The organism is Pseudomonas sp. NPDC087598, assembly GCF_044743525.1.
In the GTDB taxonomy this organism is placed as follows: Bacteria; Pseudomonadota; Gammaproteobacteria; order Pseudomonadales; family Pseudomonadaceae; genus Aquipseudomonas.
The window spans coordinates 1-20987 of sequence record NZ_JBIUWQ010000008.1 but is presented as its reverse complement, the minus strand read 5'-3'; the positions used below and the strand labels follow the sequence as shown (position 1 = coordinate 20987).

The window sequence follows — 20987 nt, the reverse complement described above, 5'->3', positions numbered from 1 at the left end:
ATCAGTTCTCCAGAACGTCGAGCAGGCCGAGGGGCAGCGGAACGTCCATCAAACGGTCGAACAGCAGGTAAAGACCGATGGCCATCAGGCTGATGATGACGATGCTTGGCAGCCAGCGGCCGCCATACAGACGTGCCATCGGAATCCCGGTGATGATGCTGGCGACGATGAATCCGAGGGGTTCGAACGTGCCGGCAAACACCAGCAGGAGGACGACGCAGATACCGATCTTGGTCAGAGTGGCGCGATCCAGCGGCGGCTCGTCTTCACTGTGTTTGATCGGCGCGGGACGGAACACCATGTACAGCAGCGCTGTGCCCATCAGTGCGAGCATCAGCAAGGGAAAGGCGCGTGGGCCGACCGGTTCGTAGGAAAAAGCTGCTTGATACGGCCACGCCATCAGAGCCAGGCCGGCGCAAACCAGCAACAGCACTGAGGCGAAAATGCGTTGTAAGAGCATGAGAAACTCCTGTGCCGCAGCCCCCGAGAATGGAGGCTACGGCCGCTAGACAGAGACGATCACTGAATCAGGCCGAACTCTTTGGCCAGCACTTTGTAGTCGGCGACCTGCTTCTTCACGTAGGTGTCGAGTTCCGGACCGGTCATGGCGAACGGGAACAGTTCACGCTGATCGCGCAGCTTGGCGAATTCCTCGGAGGCCAGCAGTTTGTCGAAGGCCGCTTTCCACCAGGCGTAGTCTTCGTCGCTGACTTTTGGCCCAAGGTAGAAGCCGCGTACCACTGGCCAGACGATGTCGTAGCCTTGCTCACGAGCGGTCGGGATGTCTTTCATTTCCGGCTCGTCGAGGCGCTTGTCGGCGAACACCGCGAGCAGACGCATGTCGCCGCTCTGGATGTGCGGCATGGAGTCGGAGATGTCGGTGCTGCCGACCTGGATGTGGCCGCCGAGCAGGGCGGTGGCGATTTCGCCGCCACCTTCGAGGGCGACGTAACGCAAGTCACGCGGGTTGATCCCGGCAGCCTTGGCGATCAGCGCGGTTTGCATCCAGTCCTGGCTGCCGACGGTGCCGCCGGAACCGATGACCACGGAGCTAGGATCTTTCTTCAATGCCTGAACGAGATCGTCGAGGGTCTTGTAGGGCGAATCGCTTTTCACTGCGATGGCGCCGTAGCTGGTGCCGACGGCCGCGAGCCAGCGCACGTTGGTCTCATCGAAACGACCGAATTTGCCCTGCGCCAGGTTCAACAGCGAACCGCTCGACCATGCCACCAGCGTGCCGGCATCCGCCGGACGCTGCGCGACCACGGCGTTGTACGCCACCGCGCCGACACCGCCGGGCATGTAGGTCACGCGCATCGGTTTGGTCAGCAGTTTTTCGTTGACCAGCGCGCTTTGCGCCAGTTTGCAGGTCAGGTCGAAACCACCGCCCGGCGAGGCCGGGGCGATGCATTCCGGACGTTTCGGTTCGGCCATGAGTTGGCCGGCAAACAGGACGCAACTGGCGGCCAGTGCAACTTTACGCAGTGACAGGTTCATTCGATTCTCCACGGGCATTGTTGTTATTCGACGTGTTGTTCACCAACGGGCATTGACCGCTGGGCATTACCACAGAGCAACGCTGTAGCTCACCAGCAGACGCACTTCATCAGCGTCGCGGGCGGAGTAGTTGGAGCGGTAAGTGGCATTACGCAAACGCACGGCGACATCCTTCAAGGCGCCGCTTTGTACTACATATTTGATCTCGGTGTTGCGCTCCCACTCTTTGCCTTCTTCGCCGTTCTTGAGCTTGATGTTGTCACCGCTCAAGTAGCGACTCATGAAGCTCAGGCCGGGAATGCCGAGCTTGGCGAAGTCGAAGTCGTAACGTGCTTGCCAGGAGCGTTCTTCGGCGCCGGCGAAATCGTTGATCTGCACGAAGTTGACCAGATACGGGTCGCTGCCATCGACATAGGGGAAGGCGCTGTCGCCGGACATGTGCTGATAACCGGCGCTGAACTTGTGGCCGCTGAGGGCATAACTGACCAGACCGTTGAGCGAGCGGTTGTCGATCTCGCCGCCACGGGCCGCGCCTTGATCGTCACTGACGGCAAAACGCAGGTCGGTGGCAAACGTGCCCGGGCCCATCGGGCGCGAGGCAACCAGACCGAAGAAGTGTTGGTTGTAGACTTCGTCGAGTTGGGCGAAGTGGTAACTGCCGGTGATCTTGTCGGTGAACTTGTAGTCCACGCCGCCAAAATCAAAGTGCTTGCCGGCAGCGGTGCCGGCAAAACGGCTGTTCTTGTTATTGAGGGCGATGTCCTCGAAATCGGTGCTGTCGCGATCCTTGGCTTTCTCCAGGCGTCCGCCGGTGAAGGTCAGGTTCTTGATCTCTTTGGAGGTCAGCAAACCACCTTCAAACGTCTGCGGCAGGATGCGCCCGTCGTTTGGCTTGAGAATCGGCAGTTCGGGAATCAGGCTGCCGATTTTAAGTTCGGTGGCGGAGATTTTAACTTTGCCGGTCAGGCCGACCTTGGAGTACTCATTGGCCGCGCGCCCGTCATCGTGGGTTGGCAACAGGCCTGTGCCGGTGCGGTCCGGGCTCGAATCGAGCTTGACCCCAAGCATGCCCAGCGCATCGACACCGAACCCCACGGTGCCGTCGGTGTAACCCGATTGCAAATTGAGCATGAAACCCTGCGCCCACTCGTCTCGCTTGGATTGCTGGGCACTGGTGCCATCGCGAAAGTCGCGGTTGAAATACATGTTGCGGGTTTCGAACGTGGCGCTGCTGTCTTCGATGAAGTCGGCAAAACTCAGCGGCGAAAAACCGGCGAGGGCGGCGGCACTGGCGAGGGCGGTGTGGCTGAAACGGGAAGGGCGAGCAGGCGTGAATGCCTGAGGCTGCATGGAAGGCATGCGGGTGTACTCCGTTTATTGTTCTTATTGGTCGAAAACGCTTCGTGGCGTTTTTCGTAACGCTGTGTGGCAGCAGCGACGGCAGTCGGGACTGTCCGTGGATCGACTCTAACGGGCTAACCTTTCGCTAACCTTTCAGCTGACTTTCACTGTTTTCGGGCTTCACAGCGGCGGTTGCGGCTGTAAACTCCGCGGCAAAGCGTGGCGTCGGCCATCCCTGAACGAGGTAAAAATCCATGCGTGTTCTGCTCGTCGAAGACCATCTGCAACTGGCCGAAAGCGTTGCTCAAGCGCTCAAGAGCACCGGTCTGACCGTGGATGTGTTGCACGATGGCGTGGCCGCCGACCTGGCACTCGCCAGCGAGGAATATGCCGTGGTGATCCTCGATGTCGGTTTGCCACGCATGGACGGTTTTGAGGTGTTGGCGCGCTTGCGTGCTCGCGGAAAAAATCTGCCGGTGCTGATGCTGACCGCGCGCAGTGATGTGAAAGATCGGGTGCATGGCCTCAATCTGGGCGCCGACGATTACCTCGCCAAGCCATTCGAATTGACCGAACTGGAAGCCCGGGTCAAAGCCCTGTTGCGCCGCAGTGTGCTCGGCGGCGAGCGCCAGCAGCGTTGCGGCGTGCTGGCCTATGACCTCGACACGCGGCGCTTCACCCTCGGTGAAGAATTGCTCACGCTGACGTCCCGCGAACAGGCCGTGCTCGAAGCACTGATCGCCCGACCGGGACGGGTGATGAGCAAGGAGCAACTCGCCTCGCAGGTGTTCGGCCTCGACGAAGAAGCCAGCCCCGACGCCATCGAAATATACGTGCATCGGTTGCGCAAGAAACTCGATGGTCAACCGGTAGCGATCGTGACGTTCCGCGGTCTCGGCTATTTGCTGGAAAGCCGCGATGCATAAGCCCAGCAGCCTGCGCTGGCGGTTGTTGTGGAACCTCGCGTTGCTGTTGGTGGTGCTGATGCTCGCCAGCGGCTTGAGTGCTTACTGGAATGGACGCGAGGCGGCCGACACCGCGTACGACCGCACCTTGTTGGCGTCGGCGCGAACCATCGCTGCCGGTCTGTCGCAACGTGACGGCAGCCTCAGTGCCGACGTGCCATACGTGGCCCTCGACACCTTCGCTTACGACAGCGCCGGGCGGATTTATTACCAGGTCAACGACATCCACCAGCAGCTGATTTCCGGCTACGAAAACCTCCCCGGCCCGCCGCCCGGTACGCCGCGAACCGACAGCTACCCGGCACTGGCGCGTTTCTACAACGCGACCTACAAAGGTCAGAATGTGCGGGTGGTCAGCCTGCTCAAAGCGGTGAGCGAGCCGAACATGAACGGCATGGCGGAAATCCGCGTCGCCGAAACCGATGAAGCCCGGGTCAGCATGGCCCGCAGTCTGGCCGCCGACACTTTGTTGCGCCTGGGCATGCTGGCGATTGGTGCGTTGTTGTTGGTCTGGTTCGCCGTCAGCGCAGCGTTGCGACCGCTGGAGCGTTTGCGCACCGCCGTCGAGGAGCGCCAGCCGGACGACTTGCGGCCATTGCCGTTGGTGGAAGTGCAGCATGAACTGTGGCCGCTGGTGCGCGGGCTCAACCATTTCACCGAGCGCCTGCGTGGCCAGTTCGAGCGACAGGCACAGTTCATCGCCGATGCCGCGCATGAACTACGCACACCCCTGGCAGCGCTGAAGGCGCGACTGGAATTGGGCCTGCGTTCAAGTGACCCACAGGTCTGGCGCACGACGCTGGAATCTTCTGCGCAAGGCACCGATCGTCTGACGCATCTGGCCAATCAATTGCTCTCGCTGGCGCGGGTCGAGAACGGCGCGCGGGCGATTGCCGAAGGCGGGGCGCAGCTACTTGATCTGAGCCAATTGGCCCGGGAACTGGGCATGGCCATGGCGCCACTGGCCCACGCACGTGGCGTCGCGTTGGCGCTGGAGGCGGATGAACCGGTGTGGTTGCGTGGCGAACCGACGCTGCTCAATGAGCTGCTGAGCAACCTGGTGGACAACGCATTGGCGCACACGCCACCGGGCGGCAATGTGATTTTGCGCGTGACGGCGCCAGCGGTGCTTGAGGTCGAAGATGACGGGCCGGGGATTCCGCTGGAAGAACGCGATCGGGTATTCGAGCGCTTCTACAGGCGTAATCAGCAGGTGGCCGGCTCTGGATTGGGCTTGGCGATTGTCGGTGAGATCTGCCGGGCGCATCTGGCGCAGATCACACTGCATGATGGCGAGCAGGCGGGTTTGAAAGTGCGGGTGAGCTTTATTGCCGGGTGATTCGGCGGTGTTCTTGCAGGCCTCTTCGCGAGCAGGCTCGCTCCCACTCTGGAATGCATTCACCTGTGGGAGCGAGCCTGCTCGCGAAGGGGGCGCCGCCGCTCTGGATCAGTAAAACATCGTCCGGGATTCTTCCAGATCCGCGCACAGCGCCTTGTTTTCCGGGTCGATCCCAAGCTTTCTGAAGGCCGGAACCGTGAGTGGATCAATCCGCGCAAACGGATGATCGCTGTCCTTGTGGCAATACAGGCTCGCCACTTGCACCAGATCGACGTAATCAATCTCTGTCGAGTCGCGCTTGAAGTCCTGATACAGCCCCGGCAATTCCACCAGACGCTCCGGAAATTCCCAGACGCGCAGCAGTTTGTCGCCCAGTAGCGGATGAATATGGTCGATCACATGGTTGAGGCTGACCGGATCCGACAGCAACTCGTAGTGGTCTTCGGCGTAGGTCAGAATCGGCAGCACACCGATCTGATGCACCAGACCGCCCAGCGCTGCCTGATCCGGCTTTAGCTGAGTGTAACGACGGCAAAGCGCGTAACTGACCCCGGCGATTTCCAGACTCTTGCGCCAGACTTCGCGCATCTTCTGTTCGACCACATCGGAACTGGCGTGGAAAATCTGCTCCATCACCAGACCGATCGCCAGGTTGCTGCTGTAGTTGATGCCCAGTCGGGTGATGGCGGTGTGCAGGTCGGTGACTTCCTGCGCGGCGCGCAGCAGTGGGCTGTTGACCACTTTGATCAGGCGCGCCGAAAGCGCCGTGTCACGGCCAATGACTTTACTCAGGTCGCTGACGCTGATTTCCGGGTCCTCGGCGGCCTTGCGAATTTGCAGGGCCACTTCCGGCAGTGTTGGCAGAACCAGGTCATCGTTATCGATGGCCTCAACCAAATCCTGTTGGATCTTATCCGCCAGTTCGTTCATTTATGCTCTCTAGGGTGTTGCAACAAATGCTGCGATCAGCGCTGGATTTCGCGGTCGCGATCCAGTTCGTAGGGCAAATCGAGCAGGTGCAGCGCTGGCCCCTCAAGGGTGCCCAAATGCAGATCGTCCGCTTCGGCAGCTTCGGCCTGCAACACCGCCAGCAGTTCAATATTTTTCCCGGCATTGGCAGCCAGTACGACTTCGCCGATCGAGCTGTTGTGGCTTGGGGCGAACAACGGAGTGCCCGGTTCCGGCAAATCTGCGGCGTCCAGGCTCACGCGATACAGACGACGCTTGAGTTTCCCCAGGTATTGCATCCGCGCGACGATTTCCTGGCCGGTGTAGCAGCCTTTCTTGAAACTCACGCCGCCGACGGCTTGCAGGTTGAGCATCTGCGGAATGAACAGCTCGCGGGTGCTCGGCATGACTTGACCGATACCGGCGCGGATCTGACCCAGCAGCCATTGATTCAGTTCGCCTTCAGGCAGGGCGGCGATCAGCTTGCCTCTGATGCTTTCAGCTTGATCGACGGGTACCCAGAGTTCGGCGCGATCCGGCGAGATGCGGATCGCAATCAGGCCTTCATTGCGCACGACACTGTCGGTTTCGGCCGGCAGGTCCAGACCGAGGCTGGCCAGTGCGGCGTCGCCATGCGCTAGGCCGAAGCGTACCCAAGAGGCGCTTTCGTCGGTCAGTTTGGATTTCGAGAACACCGCGTACTTTTTCAGGTCCGCCAGTTGCGGTTCCAGCAGCTCAGTGGCCATCGCCAGCAGCACGCCGTCACCTTCGAGCAGAATGCGAAAACTCGACTGCATCCGGCCTTTCTGCGTGCAGCGCGCACCGAGGCTGGCCCGGGTGTCGCTCAGGTAATTGATATTGCAGGTCAGCTGGCCTTGCAGGAATTTCCCGGCATCCGCGCCGCGAACCGCGAGAACGCCTTCATGTGACAGGGTGCAGAAAAAAGCAGAATCGGCCATGGGTCATCGCAGGGTAAATAGACTGGGGCACATCATAAGGGCGCGTTGTTGAAATGGGTAGTTGATAAAGGATCGGTGGTGCCCGACCAAAGCCGACTGTGCGACTTGCGCGCGGGCTGTATACTTGCCGCCAAATTTGAGGAGGGCCCCATGGCCGAAGTCGAACAAGTTGAACTGAATCGCCACTTTTGGCACAGCCGTCGCGGCATGCTTGAGCTTGATGTGTTGCTGGTGCCTTTCGTGACGGAGGTTTACGCGACGTTGAACCAGGTGGATCGCGATCTGTATGTGCGTCTGCTGACGTGCGAGGATCAGGACATGTTCGGCTGGTTCATGGAGCGCAGCGAGTCTGAAGATCCGGAACTGCAGCGCATGGTTCGCATGATCCTGGATCGTGTCCAGCCCAAGTAATTCGTTCGAATGCCGCTGGCATGCCTCTCGGCAGTTGCTGGCGGCGTATCTGTTGGCCCAGGCGTTCGCCTTGGGTTCGTTGTTTCTTCTGTCTATTCCACTCTGGGCGAGTCTGCTCGGGGCTTTCGCCTGTCTGCTTCACGGGTTTTTGGTGATGCCGCGGCAGATTTTGCTGAATCATCCCAAGGCATTTCGTGGTTTGCGGCGCGATGCCGATGGCTGGCAGTTGTGGAATCAGGCAGATGGCTGGCAAGCCGTACAGCTGCGACCGGACAGTCTGGCGCTGCCGCTGATCGTAGTGCTGCGTTTTCGTTTGCGCGGGGAATGGCGAGTCAGATCAATCTGTGTACCACGCGACTCGCAGGCGGCGGATTTGCACCGGCGCCTGCGGGTTCGGCTCAAGTTCAGCCGGCGTAGGTGGGCGGCACCAGAATAGTATCGAGTGCCTCGGGCAGCATGTCCGGATAGTCGAGGGTGTAATGCAGGCCGCGACTTTCCTTGCGCTCCATGGCTGAGCTGATCATCAGTTCGGCAACTTGCGCGAGGTTGCGCAGTTCGATCAGATCGCGACTGACTTTATAGTTGCTGTAGAACTCGTCAATCTCGTCCAGCAGCAGACGCACGCGGTGTTGAGCCCGTTGCAGGCGCTTGTTGGTGCGCACGATGCCGACGTAGTCCCACATGAAACGCCGCAGCTCATCCCAGTTGTGCGCAATGATCACGTCTTCGTCAGAGTCGGTCACCTGGCTGGCGTCCCAGACGGGCAGGGCGTCCGGCGCTGTGACGTCGTCCAGTTGCGCAAGAATGTCCGCCGCTGCCGAGCGGGCATAGACGAAGCATTCCAGCAGCGAATTACTGGCCATGCGGTTGGCACCGTGCAGGCCGGTGAAGCTGGTTTCGCCAATGGCGTACAGGCCTGGCACATCGGTGCGGCCATTTTGATCGACCATCACGCCGCCACAGGTGTAGTGCGCTGCCGGTACGACCGGGATCGGCTGTTTAGTGATATCGATGCCAAAGCCCAGGCAGCGCTCATAAACAGTCGGGAAGTGCGTCTTGATGAAGGCTTCGGGTTTGTGGCTGATGTCGAGGTAGACGCAATCAACGCCCAGACGCTTCATTTCGTGGTCGATGGCGCGAGCGACGATATCGCGTGGTGCCAGTTCGGCGCGTTTGTCGAAGCGGTACATGAAGCGTTCGCCGTTCGGCAACTTCAAGTGCGCGCCTTCGCCACGCAGTGCTTCAGTGATCAGGAAACTTTTGGCCTGCGGGTGATAGAGGCAAGTGGGGTGGAACTGGTTGAACTCCAGATTCGCTACCCGACAGCCCGAACGCCAGGCCATGGCGATGCCATCACCGCAGGCTCCATCGGGGTTGCTGGTATAGAGGTAAACCTTGGCTGCGCCACCGGAAGCGAGAATCACGAAGCGCGCGCCGTAGGTGTCGACTTCGCCAGTGGCACGGTTCAGCACATAGGCGCCGAGGCAGCGGTCGCCGTCCAGGCCCAGGCGGCGTTCGGTAATCAGATCGACCGCCACCCGCTGTTCCAGCAGTTCGATGTTCGAACGTTCTTTGGCCTGGGCCAGCAATGTCTTGAAAATCGCGGCACCGGTGGCATCCGCCGCGTGGATGATGCGCCTGTGGCTGTGGCCGCCTTCGCGAGTCAGGTGGAACTCGAAACCACCGTCTTCTGTGCCTGACTGCTCGTCGCGGGTGAACGGTACGCCTTGGTCGATCAGCCACTGTATGGCTTCACGGCTGTGCTCGACGGTGAAGCGCACGGCGTCTTCATGGCACAGGCCACCGCCAGCGTTGAGGGTGTCATCGACGTGGGATTCGACAGTATCGGTATCGTCGAGCACGGCGGCGACACCACCTTGCGCCCAGAATGTCGAACCGTTGGCGAGATCGCCCTTGCTCAATACGGCAATGCGCAAATGACCCGGCAGGGTCAGCGCGAGACTCAAACCGGCAGCACCGCTGCCAATGACCAGAACATCATGTTGGAATTGTTGGCTCATTACAGGATTCCGCTCAAAGCGACCCGGGTCGGGGTTGGCGCAAGACAGCTGGATCGGCGAGTCAAGACAGCCACACAGCCCACTAGTATATAGAGGGGTGGGGCGGCACAATAGCCGAGCCGATATGGCATTGTGAAACTACTGTGACGGGAAAAACCGGGTGCTTCGTCGGAAGAATTTTCCGCAGGTTTTGGGAAAAGACGACTGTATCGGCGCTGAAACAGGCTTTTTCCGTTCAGGGTCGCCCAATATGCAGTCGGTACGGCTATAAATAATTGGAACTTTTGCCAAAGGCCCAAGATCAATAGACGGTGCCAGAAAAAGGGACAGTGTCGGCTTCAGTGCGGAATCTGTGGTTGGGGTTCCTGCCGGCGAAACCGATGACAAGATTATTCGCGCAGCCGGTTTATCCCGCGCTGCGTTTTTCGTGCGTGCCAAATCAGAGCCCGCAGGAAACTTGCTTGGAGGGGGAGAACTTTTGCGAAAAGCCCGAGTCTATGTTTGCAAGTCTGGTCGTTTAGTTATGCAAGTCTCCTCCGGGCCTATCGAGGAGTGTTCATGCTAACCCAGGAAGAGGATCAGCAGCTGGTCGAACGCGTTCAGCGTGGCGACAAGCGAGCTTTCGATCTGCTGGTGCTGAAATATCAGCACAAAATTCTCGGGTTGATCGTGCGTTTTGTGCACGACACCCATGAAGCCCAGGACGTGGCTCAGGAAGCCTTTATCAAGGCGTATCGAGCACTTGGAAACTTTCGCGGCGACAGTGCGTTTTATACGTGGCTGTACCGTATTGCCATTAACACGGCGAAGAATTATCTGGTTTCTCGCGGCCGTCGGCCGCCGGATAGCGATGTAAGTTCCGAAGACGCAGAGTTTTACGATGGCGATCATGGCCTCAAGGATCTCGAGTCACCAGAACGTGCACTGCTGCGGGATGAGATCGAAGGCACCGTCCATCGAACCATTCAGCAACTGCCAGAGGATTTGCGTACGGCATTAACTTTACGTGAATTCGATGGTCTGAGTTACGAGGACATTGCGAGCGTCATGCAGTGTCCGGTGGGTACCGTGCGCTCCCGGATTTTCCGCGCCCGGGAGGCCATCGATAAAGCCCTGCAGCCGTTGTTGCAGGAAAACTGAGACAGCGGCGACAGCCAAGAGAGGAACGCTATGAGTCGTGAAGCCCTGCAGGAATCGCTGTCCGCAGTGATGGATAACGAAGCGGACGAACTGGAATTGCGTCGAGTGCTCAGCGCACTGGACGATGTGGATACCCGTGAGACCTGGGCTCGTTACCAGATCGCTCGGGCAGCCATGCACAAGGATTTGTTGCTTCCACGTCTGGACATCGCTGCGGCAGTATCTGCTGCGCTGGAAGACGAAACGGCCCCGGCCAAAGTATCCCGTAGCCCATGGCGCAACCTTGGCCGTCTGGCCGTTGCAGCCTCGGTGACTGTTGCCGTGCTGGCGGGGGTTCGTCTGTACAACCAGGACGAAATCGCTGGCGTGGAACTCGCTCAGCAATCCAATCAGCCAACCCTGGCCACTCCACAGGTGAAAGGTCCGGCTGTTCTGGCAGGCTATAGTGAGAGTTCGGAAGCCACTGGCCCAATGGCCAACGGCGTATTGCAAGGTCAACCAGGCTGGCATGATCAGCGTCTGCCAGGTTATCTGCGCCAGCACGCTCAACAGGCTGCGCTCAAAGGTACTGAAAGCGCGCTGCCTTATGCACGTGCAGCAAGCCTGGAAAACCGTTAAGGAGGATCATGCGCGCCATACCTCTACTTTCGCTTCTGCTCAGTGGCTGGTTCATCGTTCCAGCCCACGCCGATGAGGCCCAGGACTGGCTGACCCGTCTGGGCCAGGCCGAGCAGCAGCAAAGCTTTCACGGCACCTTCGTTTACGAGCGTAACGGTAGTTTTTCTACCCATAACATCTGGCATCGCGTCCAGAACGGCCAGGTCCGCGAGCGTTTACTCCAGCTCGACGGCTCGGCTCAGGAAGTCGTGCGCATTGATGGACACACTCAATGCGTCAGCGGCACCCTGATTGCCGGGCTGGGGGATTCCCCCAACTCAGCCGCTCGTCCTCTCGATCCGCAAAAGCTGAAAAACTGGTATGACCTTGCCGTCATTGGCAAATCGCGCGTGGCCGGCCGAGATGCTGTGATCGTTTCGTTGACGCCTCGTGATCAGCATCGCTACGGATTTGAGTTGCACCTGGACAAAAAGACCGGCCTGCCATTGAAGTCGCTGCTGTTGAACGACAAAGGGCAGTTGCTCGAACGGTTCCAGTTCACCAGTCTTGATACCGACGACGTTCCATCGGACAAGGACTTGTTGGCAGACGCCGACTGCAAACCGATTACCCTCGACAGCGACAAGGCATCTGCGGTCAAGACCACTCAGGTATGGCATTCGGACTGGCTGCCGCCGGGCTTCGAGCTGACCAGCAGCACCTCGCACAAAGATCCTGAAACCAAGACTCAGGTCAACAGCCTGATGTATGACGATGGCTTGGCGCGCTTTTCGGTTTTCCTCGAACCGTTGAATGGCGCTACAGTCACTGATACCCGCACTCAACTGGGTCCGACCGTCGCTGTATCCCGTCGCCTGACCACGCCTGAAGGCGAAATGATGGTCACCGTGGTTGGCGAGATTCCGATCGGCACAGCAGAGCGAATAGCTCTATCGATGCGTAATACTGATGGCGCTGCAACCAGCAAGCAGTGAGCTGATTTCAGTCATTACCATTTCTTCGTCGAGTCGGAGATGAAATGTTTGCTGAGCATTTTCATTTGCAAATAACCCGAAAGTTTTTTATAGGTCAGAGCCTCACGGCTCTGGCCTTGTTTGTTGTTCCTGGAATAAAAGTCCCGGCCAGTGGTTTCCGGTGATCCTTGTTCCATATCGCTTAAACCTGCTCGTCGTAACGGGAGCTGTATGTCGATACCTAGCTTGAAGTCTTATCTCTCCATTTTCGCCACCGTGCTGTTGCTCGGTCAGGCGGTCCCGGCTGCGCAAGCGGCCGATTTGCCTGATTTCACGCAGTTGGTTGAACAGGCCTCGCCTGCCGTGGTGAACATCAGTACCACGCAAAAACTGCCCGACCGCAAAGTGAACCAGCAGATGCCTGATCTTGAAGGCCTGCCGCCGATGCTGCGCGAGTTCTTCGAGCGCGGCATGCCGCCTCAGCAGCGTTCGCCAGGTGGTGGTCGCCAGCGTGAAGCGCAATCCTTGGGCTCGGGTTTCATCATTTCCCCGGATGGCTACATCCTGACCAACAACCATGTGATTGCCGATGCCGACGAAATCCTCGTGCGTCTGGCTGATCGCAGCGAAATGAAAGCCAAGCTGATCGGCACCGATCCGCGTTCCGACGTGGCGCTGCTGAAAATCGAAGGCAAGGATCTGCCGGTGCTCAAGCTCGGCAAATCCCAGGACCTGAAGGCCGGTCAGTGGGTCGTGGCAATCGGTTCACCTTTCGGCTTTGACCACACCGTGACCCAAGGTATCGTCAGCGCCGTGGGCCGTAGCCTGCCGAACGAAAACTATGTGCCGTTCATCCAGACCGACGTTCCGATCAACCCGGGCAACTCCGGTGGTCCGCTGTTCAACCTGAACGGTGAAGTGGTCGGGATCAACTCGCAGATCTACACCCGTTCCGGCGGCTTCATGGGCGTGTCGTTCGCCATCCCTATCGATGTGGCGATGGACGTTTCCAATCAGCTGAAGAGCGGTGGCAAGGTCAGTCGCGGCTGGCTGGGTGTAGTTATCCAGGAAGTGAACAAGGATCTGGCCGAGTCGTTCGGTCTCGAGAAACCGGCCGGTGCGCTGGTTGCGCAGATCCAGGATGACGGCCCGGCGGCCAAGGGCGGTCTGCAGGTAGGCGACGTGATCCTCAGCATGAACGGTCAGCCGATCGTCATGTCTGCTGACTTGCCGCATCTGGTCGGGGCGCTGAAAGCGGGTGCGAAGGCCAATCTGGAAGTGATTCGTGAAGGTAAGCGCAAAAACGTCGAGCTGACGGTTGGCGCGATTCCGGACGAAGACAAAGAGCTGGATGCGCTGCCGAAGTCCGGTGCTGAAACCAGCAGCAACCGCCTCGGTGTTTCCGTCGGTGAACTGACTGCTGAGCAGAAGAAAACCTACGACCTCAAAGGTGGCGTGGTCATCAAGGAAGTGCAGGACGGTCCTGCGGCCCTGATCGGCCTGCAACCGGGTGATGTCATCACTCACCTGAACAATCAGGCCATCGGCTCCAGCAAAGAGTTCGCCGAGATCGCCAAGGCACTGCCGAAGAATCGTTCGGTGTCGATGCGGGTTCTGCGTCAGGGACGTGCAAGCTTCATCACGTTCAAGCTGGCTGAATAATCCGGTTATCAGGTAAATAAAAACCGCCTCGAAAGAGGCGGTTTTTTTATGCCTGAAGCTTTTGTCTGGCGAGATGATTTCAGCCCATCATGTCCTTGACCATGCGCTCCTGCTCCATCAGCTCGCGCTGACGGGCATCGATTCGCGAGGAAAGCGGGAAGTTGCTACCCGCCTTGCGCTTGGCGAAGTCCAGTTGCTGGATGGCCTGGCGATAATCGCCAACCAGCGCGAAGTATTCGGCGCGAGCTTGATGCAGACCGATGATGTTGCCGGACAAACCACGGGTTTCGGCAACCTGATACCAGACGTCCGGATCATCCGGGCGTGATTTGAGCAAGGCTTCGAGCGCCTTCTCGGCATCGGCGGCGCGGTTCTGTTTGAGCAACAGATCGACTCGAACCTGATTAAGCGGGTAGTTGCCGGGATATTGCGTGAGCATCCGGTCAACCCGCGACTGCGCATCCGGCAGGCGATTGTTGGTGATGTCCAGATCGACTTGCGCCAGGTTGTAGATGATCTCGTTCGGCGATGACGCCAGCAATTGCTTGAGATTCTCGCGAGCCTCATTCAACTGACCACCCTTGATCTGTGCAATCGCCAGACCGTAGCGTGCCACGTCATTTTTCGGATTTTCATCCAGCTGCGCACGGAAACGCTTGGCGCCCAATCCTGGGGTTTCTTCGTAGATCAGTTGCACCCGTGCGCGGATCAATTGATAACGCTTGGAGTCTTCAATGCCGCCCGGTTTGGCCTGCTCGGCACGGTTGCGGGTGTCGGCAATACGCGATTCGGTCACCGGGTGAGTCAGCAGGAATTCCGGTGGCTTGGCGTCGAAGCGATACTGACGCATCAAGCGTTCAAACATGGTCGGCATCGAGCGTGGATCATATCCGGCCTTTTCCAGATTGAGGATGCCGATGCGGTCCGCTTCCTGCTCATTCTGGCGAGAGAAGGTGCGTTGCGATTGAATCGCCGCCGCTTGAGTGCCAGCGATAGTCGCGATGCCGGCGTCACCGCCACCCGCTGCCGCGATCACGATACCGGCGAGCAGTGCCGCCATCATCGGCACCTGCATCCGCTGTGAGGCTTCGACGCCACGGGCAAAGTGGCGTTGCGACAAGTGAGCCAGTTCGTGCGCCAGTACCGAAGCGTATTCACCCTCGGTCTGTGCGTTCAGGAACAAACCACCGTTGACCCCGACCACACCGCCCGGCGCCGCGAAGGCGTTGAGCTGCGGGCTGTTGATCAGGATGAATTCGAGGCGCCGGTCCGTGACTTGACTGGTCTCAACCAGCTTGTAAACGCTGGATTCGACGTAGTCCTTAAGCTGCGGATCGTTGAGCTGTGAAACCTGGCTGCGCAGCATGGCCAGCCAAGCGCGGCCGAGCTGATATTCCTGTTGCGGCGAGACAATGGCAGAACTGGCGTCGCCGAGTGACGGCAGATCGTCGGCAAAGCCTGGTGAGGCGAGCAGGCAAGCGAGCGTCAGCAGGGTAGGGCGCAGAAAAGTCATGCACAAAGCCTTAGAAGACAAAGACCTTACTGTAGCCGGACACCGGGCTTGCGACCAGATATTCTAGGCAGCTCGACTGACCTGATCCGGAGTGACGCAATGACTGACGCTGTAGCCCATGACGTGGAACTGGACGCCAGTGGCCTGAATTGTCCGTTGCCGTTGCTCAAGGCAAAAATGGAACTGAACAAGTTGTCCAGCGGTGCGGTGCTCAAGGTAATCGCTACGGATGCGGGTTCACAGCGCGATTTCCGCACCTTTGCCCGGTTGGCCGGTCATACGCTGCTGCGCGAAGAAGACGAGGCGGGCGTCTACCGTTACTGGTTGAAAAAAGCCTGAAACCGACAGCGTAAAAGACCTAAGGATTATTGATGTTCAAAGTGTTACGCGACTGGATTCAGCGCTATTTCTCCGATGAGGAAGCGGTGGTGCTGGCTGTTCTGCTGGTGCTGGCCTTTACTGCCGTGCTGACTCTCGGCGGCATGCTCGCGCCGGTGTTGGCGGGGATGGTGCTGGCGTATCTGATGCAGGGCCTGGTGGTCACGCTGGAGCGTCTGCGGGTGCCGGGTGGCGCGGCGGTGGGATTGGTGTTTGCGCTGTTCATGGGCGTGCTGATGCTGTTCATCGTCGTGGTGCTGCCGCTGCTCTGGCATCAGTTGATCACGTTGTTCAACGAACTGCCGGGCATGCTCGCCAAGTGGCAATCACTGCTGTTGCTGCTGCCGGAGCGCTATCCGCATCTGGTGTCCGATGAGCAGGTGCTACAGGCGATCGAAGCGGCCCGGGGCGAGATCGGCAAGTTCGGCCAATGGGCGCTGACCTTTTCGCTGTCGAGCCTGCCGCTGTTGGTCAACATCATGATCTATCTGGTGCTGGTGCCGATCCTGGTGTTTTTCTTCCTCAAGGATCGGGCAATGATCGGCGAGTGGGTGCGCGGCTATTTACCCCGTGAGCGGGCGCTGATCACTCGGGTCGCGCAGGAAATGAACCGGCAGATCGCCAACTATATTCGCGGCAAAGTCATCGAAATCGTGATCTGCGGTGGCGTGACGTACATCGCGTTCGTTGCGCTCGGGCTCAACTATGCGGCGCTGCTGGCGTTGCTGGTTGGGGTTTCGGTGGTGGTGCCGTATGTCGGCGCGGTGGTGGTGACGGTGCCGGTGTTGCTGATTGCGCTGTTCCAGTGGGGCTGGAGCGATCAGTTCATTTATCTGATGGCGGTCTACGGAATCATCCAGACACTGGATGGCAACGTGCTGGTGCCTCTGCTGTTCTCGGAGGCGGTCAACCTGCACCCGGTGGCGATCATCTGCGCGGTACTGTTGTTTGGCGGGTTGTGGGGATTCTGGGGGGTGTTCTTTGCGATTCCCCTGGCGACGCTGTTCAAGGCTGTGCTGGATGCGTGGCCGCGCAAAGAGCCGGTAGTGGCGCCGCTGCTTTAAAGCAGTTTTTTGGGTGAGGCTTATGGCCTCATCGCCGGCAAGCCAGCTCCCACAGGTTTTGTGTGTGGCGAAAAACGTGTGGGAGCTGGCTTGCCGGCGATGGCGTCAGTGCGAGCGCCACAGAAATATCAGGCTTTATTCAAATCCTGAGCCGCAGCCAGCACCGCATCGACATGCCCCGGCACTTTCACGCCGCGCCATTCCTGACGCAGTACACCGTCCTTATCAATCAGGAAGGTGCTGCGATCAACGCCCAGGTATTCCTTGCCATACAGCTTTTTCAGCTTGATCACGTCGAACAACTGGCAGACGGCCTCGTCCTTGTCGCTGATCAGCTCGAACGGAAACTCCTGCTTGCACTTGAAGTTCTCGTGCGACTTCAGGCTGTCGCGCGAAATGCCGAAGATTTCCGTGTTGGCAGCCTGAAACGCTGGGTACTGATCACGAAAGCCCTGCCCCTCGGTAGTGCAACCGGGGGTGCTGTCCTTCGGATAGAAGTAGATCACCACTTGCTTGCCCTTCAAGGCAGACAGGCTGACGGTTTGCCCGCTGGTGGCAGGCGCTTCGAAATCCGCAACCGGTTGGTCGATGACAACGGCCATGAAAGCTTCCTTACATTGGGTTTTGTGGGCGCCAAGGCTCGATCAGTGCGTCGAGGTTCATCGCGTCGGCGAAATCGAGGAACTGGTCGCGCAGCCAACTGATCTGAGTGCCGGCCGGCAGGGTCACGGTGAACGTAGCGTTGAGCATGGTGCCGCCGGTCTGTGGCGCCTGATACGTGTCGCAGGTCAGGTTCTCCAGTTCGACATTGTGGTCCATGAAGAACTGGCACAGCTCATTGATGATGTCCGGGCGGTACGCCGAGCTGACATAAGCCACGTATGGCAGCGCCTGCGGGCGATTTTCCAGCGCCGCACTGCGCACCACGTTAACGGTGAAGGCGTGCTTTTTGGCAAGACCCGAGAGGCTGCCTTCCAGACGCGCGAGAGCGTCCCAGCTGCCCGAGATCTCAAGGATCAGCGCGCTGCACTCGCCGTGGCGGGTCAGGCGTGAAGTGACCACGGCGCAGCGATTTTCATGGCTGGCGCGGCACAGGACGTTAGTCAGCTCCATGGGGTTGGCGCCGAGGGCACTGATGACAAGGAATTGTTCGCGAACTGTGGGGGTGGACATGCAGCATTCCTAAAGCGATGAGCGGTCGGTAGGTTTACGGGCGTTGGCCGTCGGGGAGTGCCTGTTCGGGCGGTCCGTTCAAAAAGCCCCGGCAAGCGGTCGCGGCTCGCTCCACTATAGCGGGAGCGCGTCGATGCGACGCAGGAACGGGGTCTGGGAGGCCGAAAAGGGAGGCTGGAACCCGGCGTACAAGCTGATCAGTACCGATCAAAGTCTGAAGGGTAGCGAAAAGCGACGCCAAGGGGAATGGCGGCAGCGCAGTACTTCGCTTGTGCAAGCATCTTGGCGCCAGTACCATTACCGCTCTCTTTTTCCGGCAGGAGCGGTTTCATGATTGCGGGCAGTATGGTGGCACTGGTCACTCCCATGGATGCACAAGGGCGTCTTGACTGGGACAGCCTCAGCAAACTCGTGGACTTCCATCTCAAGAACGGCACCCATGCCATTGTCGCGGTCGGTACTACCGGCGAGTCGGCAACTCTTGATGTAGAAGAACACATCGCCGTCATCAAAGCCGTGGTCAAACAGGTTGCCGGCCGCATCCCGGTCATCGCCGGCACCGGCGCCAACTCGACCCGCGAAGCCGTCGAGCTGACCCGCAACGCCAAAGAAGCCGGCGCCGATGCCTGTCTGCTGGTGGTTCCGTACTACAACAAGCCGACCCAGGAAGGCCTGTACCAGCACTTCAAGCACATTGCTGAAGCGGTCGACATTCCACAGATTCTTTACAACGTTCCTGGCCGCACGTCTTGCGACATGCAGGCCGAGACCGTGATTCGCCTGTCCACCGTGCCGAACATCATCGGCATCAAGGAAGCCACCGGCGACCTGAAGCGTGCCAAAGCGATCATCGATGGCGTGAGCAAGGATTTCATCGTGCTGTCCGGCGATGATCCGACCGCGGTCGAGCTGATCCTGTTGGGCGGTAAAGGCAATATCTCCGTGACCGCCAACGTCGCTCCGCGCGAAATGGCTGATCTGTGCGAGGCCGCGCTCAAGGGCGATGCCGAGACCGCACGGGCCATCAACGAAAAACTGATGCCGCTGCACAAGGACCTGTTCATCGAAGCCAACCCGATTCCGGTGAAGTGGGCTTTGGTTGAAATGGGCCTGATGCACGAAGGCATCCGCCTGCCGCTGACCTGGCTGAGCACACCTTGTCATGAAACGTTGCGCTCGGCCCTGCGCCAGTGCAGCGTCCTGGTTTAATTGAGGAAGTACAACGCATGAAGCGAATGGCCGGACTTTCCGCACTTGCCTTGATTATCTCCAGCACCAGAGGCTGCGGATGGGTCTGGGGCCCGGAAGGTTATTTCCGTGACCGTGGTAGCGATTACCTGGAAGCACAACAGACTGCACCGATGCAACTGCCGCCGGATGTCAGCACCTCCAAGCGTCTGGATCCGCTGCTGCCGATCCCGCGTAACGTGGCTGACGATACCGCCAAGGGCGAATACGTGGTTCCACGTCCTCAACCGCTGTCGGCGATCGCCGATGCGACCGACTACTCGCTGCAGAAGAGTGGCGATTCGCGTTGGGTCATGGCCCAGCATCCACCGGCCGAAGTCTGGCCAGTGGCTGTGCAGTTCTTCCAGGACAACGGTTTCCGTCTGGACGAGCAGCGTCCGCAGACCGGCGAATTCACCACCACCTGGCAGCATTCCGACGAACTGTCCGCATCCATGGCCAAGCGCCTGAGCGCGGCAGGTATCGCCAGCGACAGCGAAACCCGCGTTCGTGTACGTATCGAGCCGGGCGTGCAGCGCAACACCAGTGAAATCTACGTGGTCAGCGCCGAGCGTCCTGCAGGCAGCACCGCCGACGTCGCCTTCACCAATCGTTCGGTCAACACTGGCCTGGACGCAGCGCTGGTCGACGACATGCTCGCGAGCATGAGCCGTATCGCCGAGAAGGGCGGTTCGGTGTCGATGCTGGCTTCGCGTGATTTCGATACGCCAAGCCGTGTCAGCCTCAGCGAAGATGGCAGCGGTAACCCGGTGTTGAACGTCGGTACCGATCTGGACCGTGCGTGGTCGAGTGTTGGCCGTGCGCTGGAACAGGGCGAATGGCGCGTTGAAGACATCAACCGCAGCCTGGGCCTGTACTACATCAACCTGGCCGAAAAAGCCGAGAAGAAAGACGACAAGCCTGGTTTCTTCAGCAGCCTGTTCGGCAGTGCGCCGAGCAAGGAAGAAGTTGAAGCCCGTGCCGAGCGTTATCAGGTTCGCCTGAGCAAGGTTGGCGAGAACATCCAGGTGACCGTCGAGAAAAACATCAACACCGTCGCGCCGGCTGAAGTGGCACGCAAAGTGTTGAGCGTGATTCAGGACAATCTGGGCTGATCAACCATGCGTTTTGCCGTTCTCGGCAGCGGTAGCCAAGGGAACGGCACGCTGATCGCCAGTGCTGATACGTATGTGCTGGTAGATTGTGGTTTTTCCCTGCGGGAAACCGAAAAACGCCTGTTGCGCCTGGGTGTGAACCCTGCGCAACTGAGCGCGATACTCGTAACCCACGAACATGCCGACCACGTGCATGGCGTGGGTTTACTGTCTCGGCGCTACAATCTGCCGGTCTACCTCAGTCGCGGCACACTGCGCGGGATGCGCAAACCGATTGAACCCGCGGGCTTTCTGGCCGGCGGCGAGCAACTGCAGATCGGTGCATTGAACATCGGGGTCATTGCCGTGGCCCATGATGCGCAGGAACCGACCCAGTATGTATTCAGTGACAATGAGCAGCGGCGCTTCGGCCTGCTGACCGACCTGGGTTCCTACTGCGAGCGGGTGCTGGACGGTTATCGGGATCTCGATGCATTGATGATCGAATCCAACCATTGCCGCGACATGCTGGCCCGCGGTCATTACCCGTACTTTCTCAAGCAACGGGTGGGCGGCGAGCTGGGACATTTGAACAACCATCAGGCGGCATTCCTGGTGTCCGAGTTGGGTTGGCAGGGCTTGCAACACCTGGTCCTGGCCCATCTGAGCAGCAAGAACAACTTG

At 59.3% G+C, this 20987-nt stretch carries 22 protein-coding genes; 13 read left to right on the top strand and 9 right to left on the bottom strand.

The genetic code is table 11. The annotated features are described in order from the left end of the window. Position 1 precedes the first annotated feature (1 nt). The 3 genes from ACIOWE_RS06680 to ACIOWE_RS06670 all read right to left on the bottom strand — a co-directional run bounded on the left by ACIOWE_RS06680 (position 2) and on the right by ACIOWE_RS06670 (position 2856). Complete coding sequence (locus ACIOWE_RS06680) at positions 2-460, bottom strand: tripartite tricarboxylate transporter TctB family protein (RefSeq protein ID WP_201238724.1); 459 nt, start codon at positions 458-460, stop codon at positions 2-4. Positions 461-519: 59 nt separating this feature from the next. Further along, on the bottom strand, positions 520-1497 hold the full coding sequence (locus ACIOWE_RS06675; RefSeq protein WP_201238723.1) for a tripartite tricarboxylate transporter substrate binding protein: 978 nt from the start codon (positions 1495-1497) through the stop codon (positions 520-522). A 66-nt stretch (positions 1498-1563) separates the two neighbouring features. Next, entirely contained in the window at positions 1564-2856 is a 1293-nt protein-coding gene (locus tag ACIOWE_RS06670; protein WP_401388890.1) for an OprD family porin, read from the bottom strand. A gap of 236 nt (positions 2857-3092) precedes the next feature. Between ACIOWE_RS06670 and ACIOWE_RS06665 the strand changes: the two genes are divergently transcribed. Both ACIOWE_RS06665 and ACIOWE_RS06660 read left to right on the top strand, forming a co-directional pair. Then, complete coding sequence (locus tag ACIOWE_RS06665; RefSeq protein ID WP_401388887.1) at positions 3093-3764, top strand: response regulator; 672 nt, start codon at positions 3093-3095, stop codon at positions 3762-3764. Further along, positions 3757-5142, top strand: coding sequence for a sensor histidine kinase (locus ACIOWE_RS06660; RefSeq protein ID WP_401388884.1), 1386 nt, complete (start codon positions 3757-3759; stop codon positions 5140-5142). The genes ACIOWE_RS06665 and ACIOWE_RS06660 overlap by 8 nt, the downstream gene beginning before the upstream one ends. A 108-nt stretch (positions 5143-5250) precedes the next feature. Here ACIOWE_RS06660 and ACIOWE_RS06655 read toward each other — a convergent pair whose 3' ends face one another. Both ACIOWE_RS06655 and ACIOWE_RS06650 read right to left on the bottom strand, forming a co-directional pair. Next, complete coding sequence (locus ACIOWE_RS06655; RefSeq protein WP_401388882.1) at positions 5251-6072, bottom strand: HDOD domain-containing protein; 822 nt, start codon at positions 6070-6072, stop codon at positions 5251-5253. 35 nt (positions 6073-6107) lie between these two features. Beyond that, positions 6108-7049, bottom strand: a complete 942-nt coding sequence (locus ACIOWE_RS06650; protein ID WP_401388879.1) for a YgfZ/GcvT domain-containing protein — start codon at positions 7047-7049, stop codon at positions 6108-6110. A 150-nt stretch (positions 7050-7199) separates the two neighbouring features. Between ACIOWE_RS06650 and ACIOWE_RS06645 the strand changes: the two genes are divergently transcribed. Both ACIOWE_RS06645 and ACIOWE_RS06640 read left to right on the top strand, forming a co-directional pair. Continuing rightward, complete coding sequence (locus ACIOWE_RS06645; protein WP_401388876.1) at positions 7200-7460, top strand: succinate dehydrogenase assembly factor 2; 261 nt, start codon at positions 7200-7202, stop codon at positions 7458-7460. Further along, on the top strand, positions 7444-7896 hold the full coding sequence (locus ACIOWE_RS06640; RefSeq protein WP_401388873.1) for a protein YgfX: 453 nt from the start codon (positions 7444-7446) through the stop codon (positions 7894-7896). Before ACIOWE_RS06645 ends, ACIOWE_RS06640 begins: the two co-directional genes overlap by 17 nt. Here the strand turns inward: ACIOWE_RS06640 and nadB are convergent. Then, the gene (nadB, locus tag ACIOWE_RS06635) at positions 7865-9481 is read right to left on the bottom strand and encodes an L-aspartate oxidase (RefSeq protein ID WP_401388870.1); all 1617 of its coding nucleotides are present in this window, start codon (positions 9479-9481) and stop codon (positions 7865-7867) included. The two genes, ACIOWE_RS06640 and nadB, sit on opposite strands and share 32 nt — an antisense overlap. Before the next feature lie 558 nt (positions 9482-10039). On the opposite strand from nadB, the gene rpoE reads away from it, so the two are divergent. From rpoE to ACIOWE_RS06615, 4 genes are all read left to right on the top strand, one after another. Then, positions 10040-10621 (top strand): RNA polymerase sigma factor RpoE, encoded by a 582-nt coding sequence (gene rpoE, locus ACIOWE_RS06630; RefSeq protein ID WP_003172477.1) that lies wholly within the window; start codon positions 10040-10042, stop codon positions 10619-10621. 30 nt (positions 10622-10651) lie between these two features. Beyond that, positions 10652-11239 (top strand): sigma-E factor negative regulatory protein, encoded by a 588-nt coding sequence (locus ACIOWE_RS06625; protein WP_008077804.1) that lies wholly within the window; start codon positions 10652-10654, stop codon positions 11237-11239. Between the two features lie 8 nt (positions 11240-11247). Beyond that, positions 11248-12213 (top strand): MucB/RseB C-terminal domain-containing protein, encoded by a 966-nt coding sequence (locus ACIOWE_RS06620; RefSeq protein WP_201238716.1) that lies wholly within the window; start codon positions 11248-11250, stop codon positions 12211-12213. Positions 12214-12423: 210 nt separating this feature from the next. Then, positions 12424-13854 (top strand): DegQ family serine endoprotease, encoded by a 1431-nt coding sequence (locus tag ACIOWE_RS06615; RefSeq protein ID WP_201238715.1) that lies wholly within the window; start codon positions 12424-12426, stop codon positions 13852-13854. A 79-nt stretch (positions 13855-13933) separates the two neighbouring features. Here the strand turns inward: ACIOWE_RS06615 and ACIOWE_RS06610 are convergent, their stop codons facing one another. Then, entirely contained in the window at positions 13934-15367 is a 1434-nt protein-coding gene (locus ACIOWE_RS06610; protein WP_401388865.1) for a M48 family metalloprotease, read from the bottom strand. A gap of 99 nt (positions 15368-15466) precedes the next feature. On the opposite strand from ACIOWE_RS06610, the gene ACIOWE_RS06605 reads away from it, so the two are divergent. Further along, positions 15467-15706 carry a sulfurtransferase TusA family protein gene (locus ACIOWE_RS06605; protein WP_401388862.1) on the top strand — a complete coding sequence of 80 codons (240 nt, stop codon included), beginning with the start codon at positions 15467-15469 and terminating at the stop codon, positions 15704-15706. A 32-nt stretch (positions 15707-15738) separates the two neighbouring features. Then, complete coding sequence (locus tag ACIOWE_RS06600; protein ID WP_401388859.1) at positions 15739-16809, top strand: AI-2E family transporter; 1071 nt, start codon at positions 15739-15741, stop codon at positions 16807-16809. Positions 16810-16937: 128 nt separating this feature from the next. On the opposite strand, the gene ACIOWE_RS06595 is transcribed toward ACIOWE_RS06600, so the two are convergent. Together ACIOWE_RS06595 and ACIOWE_RS06590 are read right to left on the bottom strand one after the other, a co-directional pair. Next, positions 16938-17411 carry a peroxiredoxin gene (locus ACIOWE_RS06595; protein ID WP_401388856.1) on the bottom strand — a complete coding sequence of 158 codons (474 nt, stop codon included), beginning with the start codon at positions 17409-17411 and terminating at the stop codon, positions 16938-16940. Between the two features lie 10 nt (positions 17412-17421). Continuing rightward, positions 17422-17982 carry a glycine cleavage system protein R gene (locus ACIOWE_RS06590; protein ID WP_016984694.1) on the bottom strand — a complete coding sequence of 187 codons (561 nt, stop codon included), beginning with the start codon at positions 17980-17982 and terminating at the stop codon, positions 17422-17424. A 330-nt stretch (positions 17983-18312) separates the two neighbouring features. Between ACIOWE_RS06590 and dapA the strand changes: the two genes are divergently transcribed. The 3 genes from dapA to ACIOWE_RS06575 form a co-directional block, all read left to right on the top strand. Beyond that, on the top strand, positions 18313-19191 hold the full coding sequence (gene dapA / locus ACIOWE_RS06585; RefSeq protein WP_085747220.1) for a 4-hydroxy-tetrahydrodipicolinate synthase: 879 nt from the start codon (positions 18313-18315) through the stop codon (positions 19189-19191). A 17-nt stretch (positions 19192-19208) separates the two neighbouring features. Further along, positions 19209-20324, top strand: coding sequence for an outer membrane protein assembly factor BamC (bamC, locus tag ACIOWE_RS06580; RefSeq protein ID WP_401388852.1), 1116 nt, complete (start codon positions 19209-19211; stop codon positions 20322-20324). A gap of 6 nt (positions 20325-20330) precedes the next feature. After that, on the top strand, positions 20331-20987 hold a 657-nt coding region (locus ACIOWE_RS06575), incomplete at its 3' end, for an MBL fold metallo-hydrolase (protein WP_401388849.1).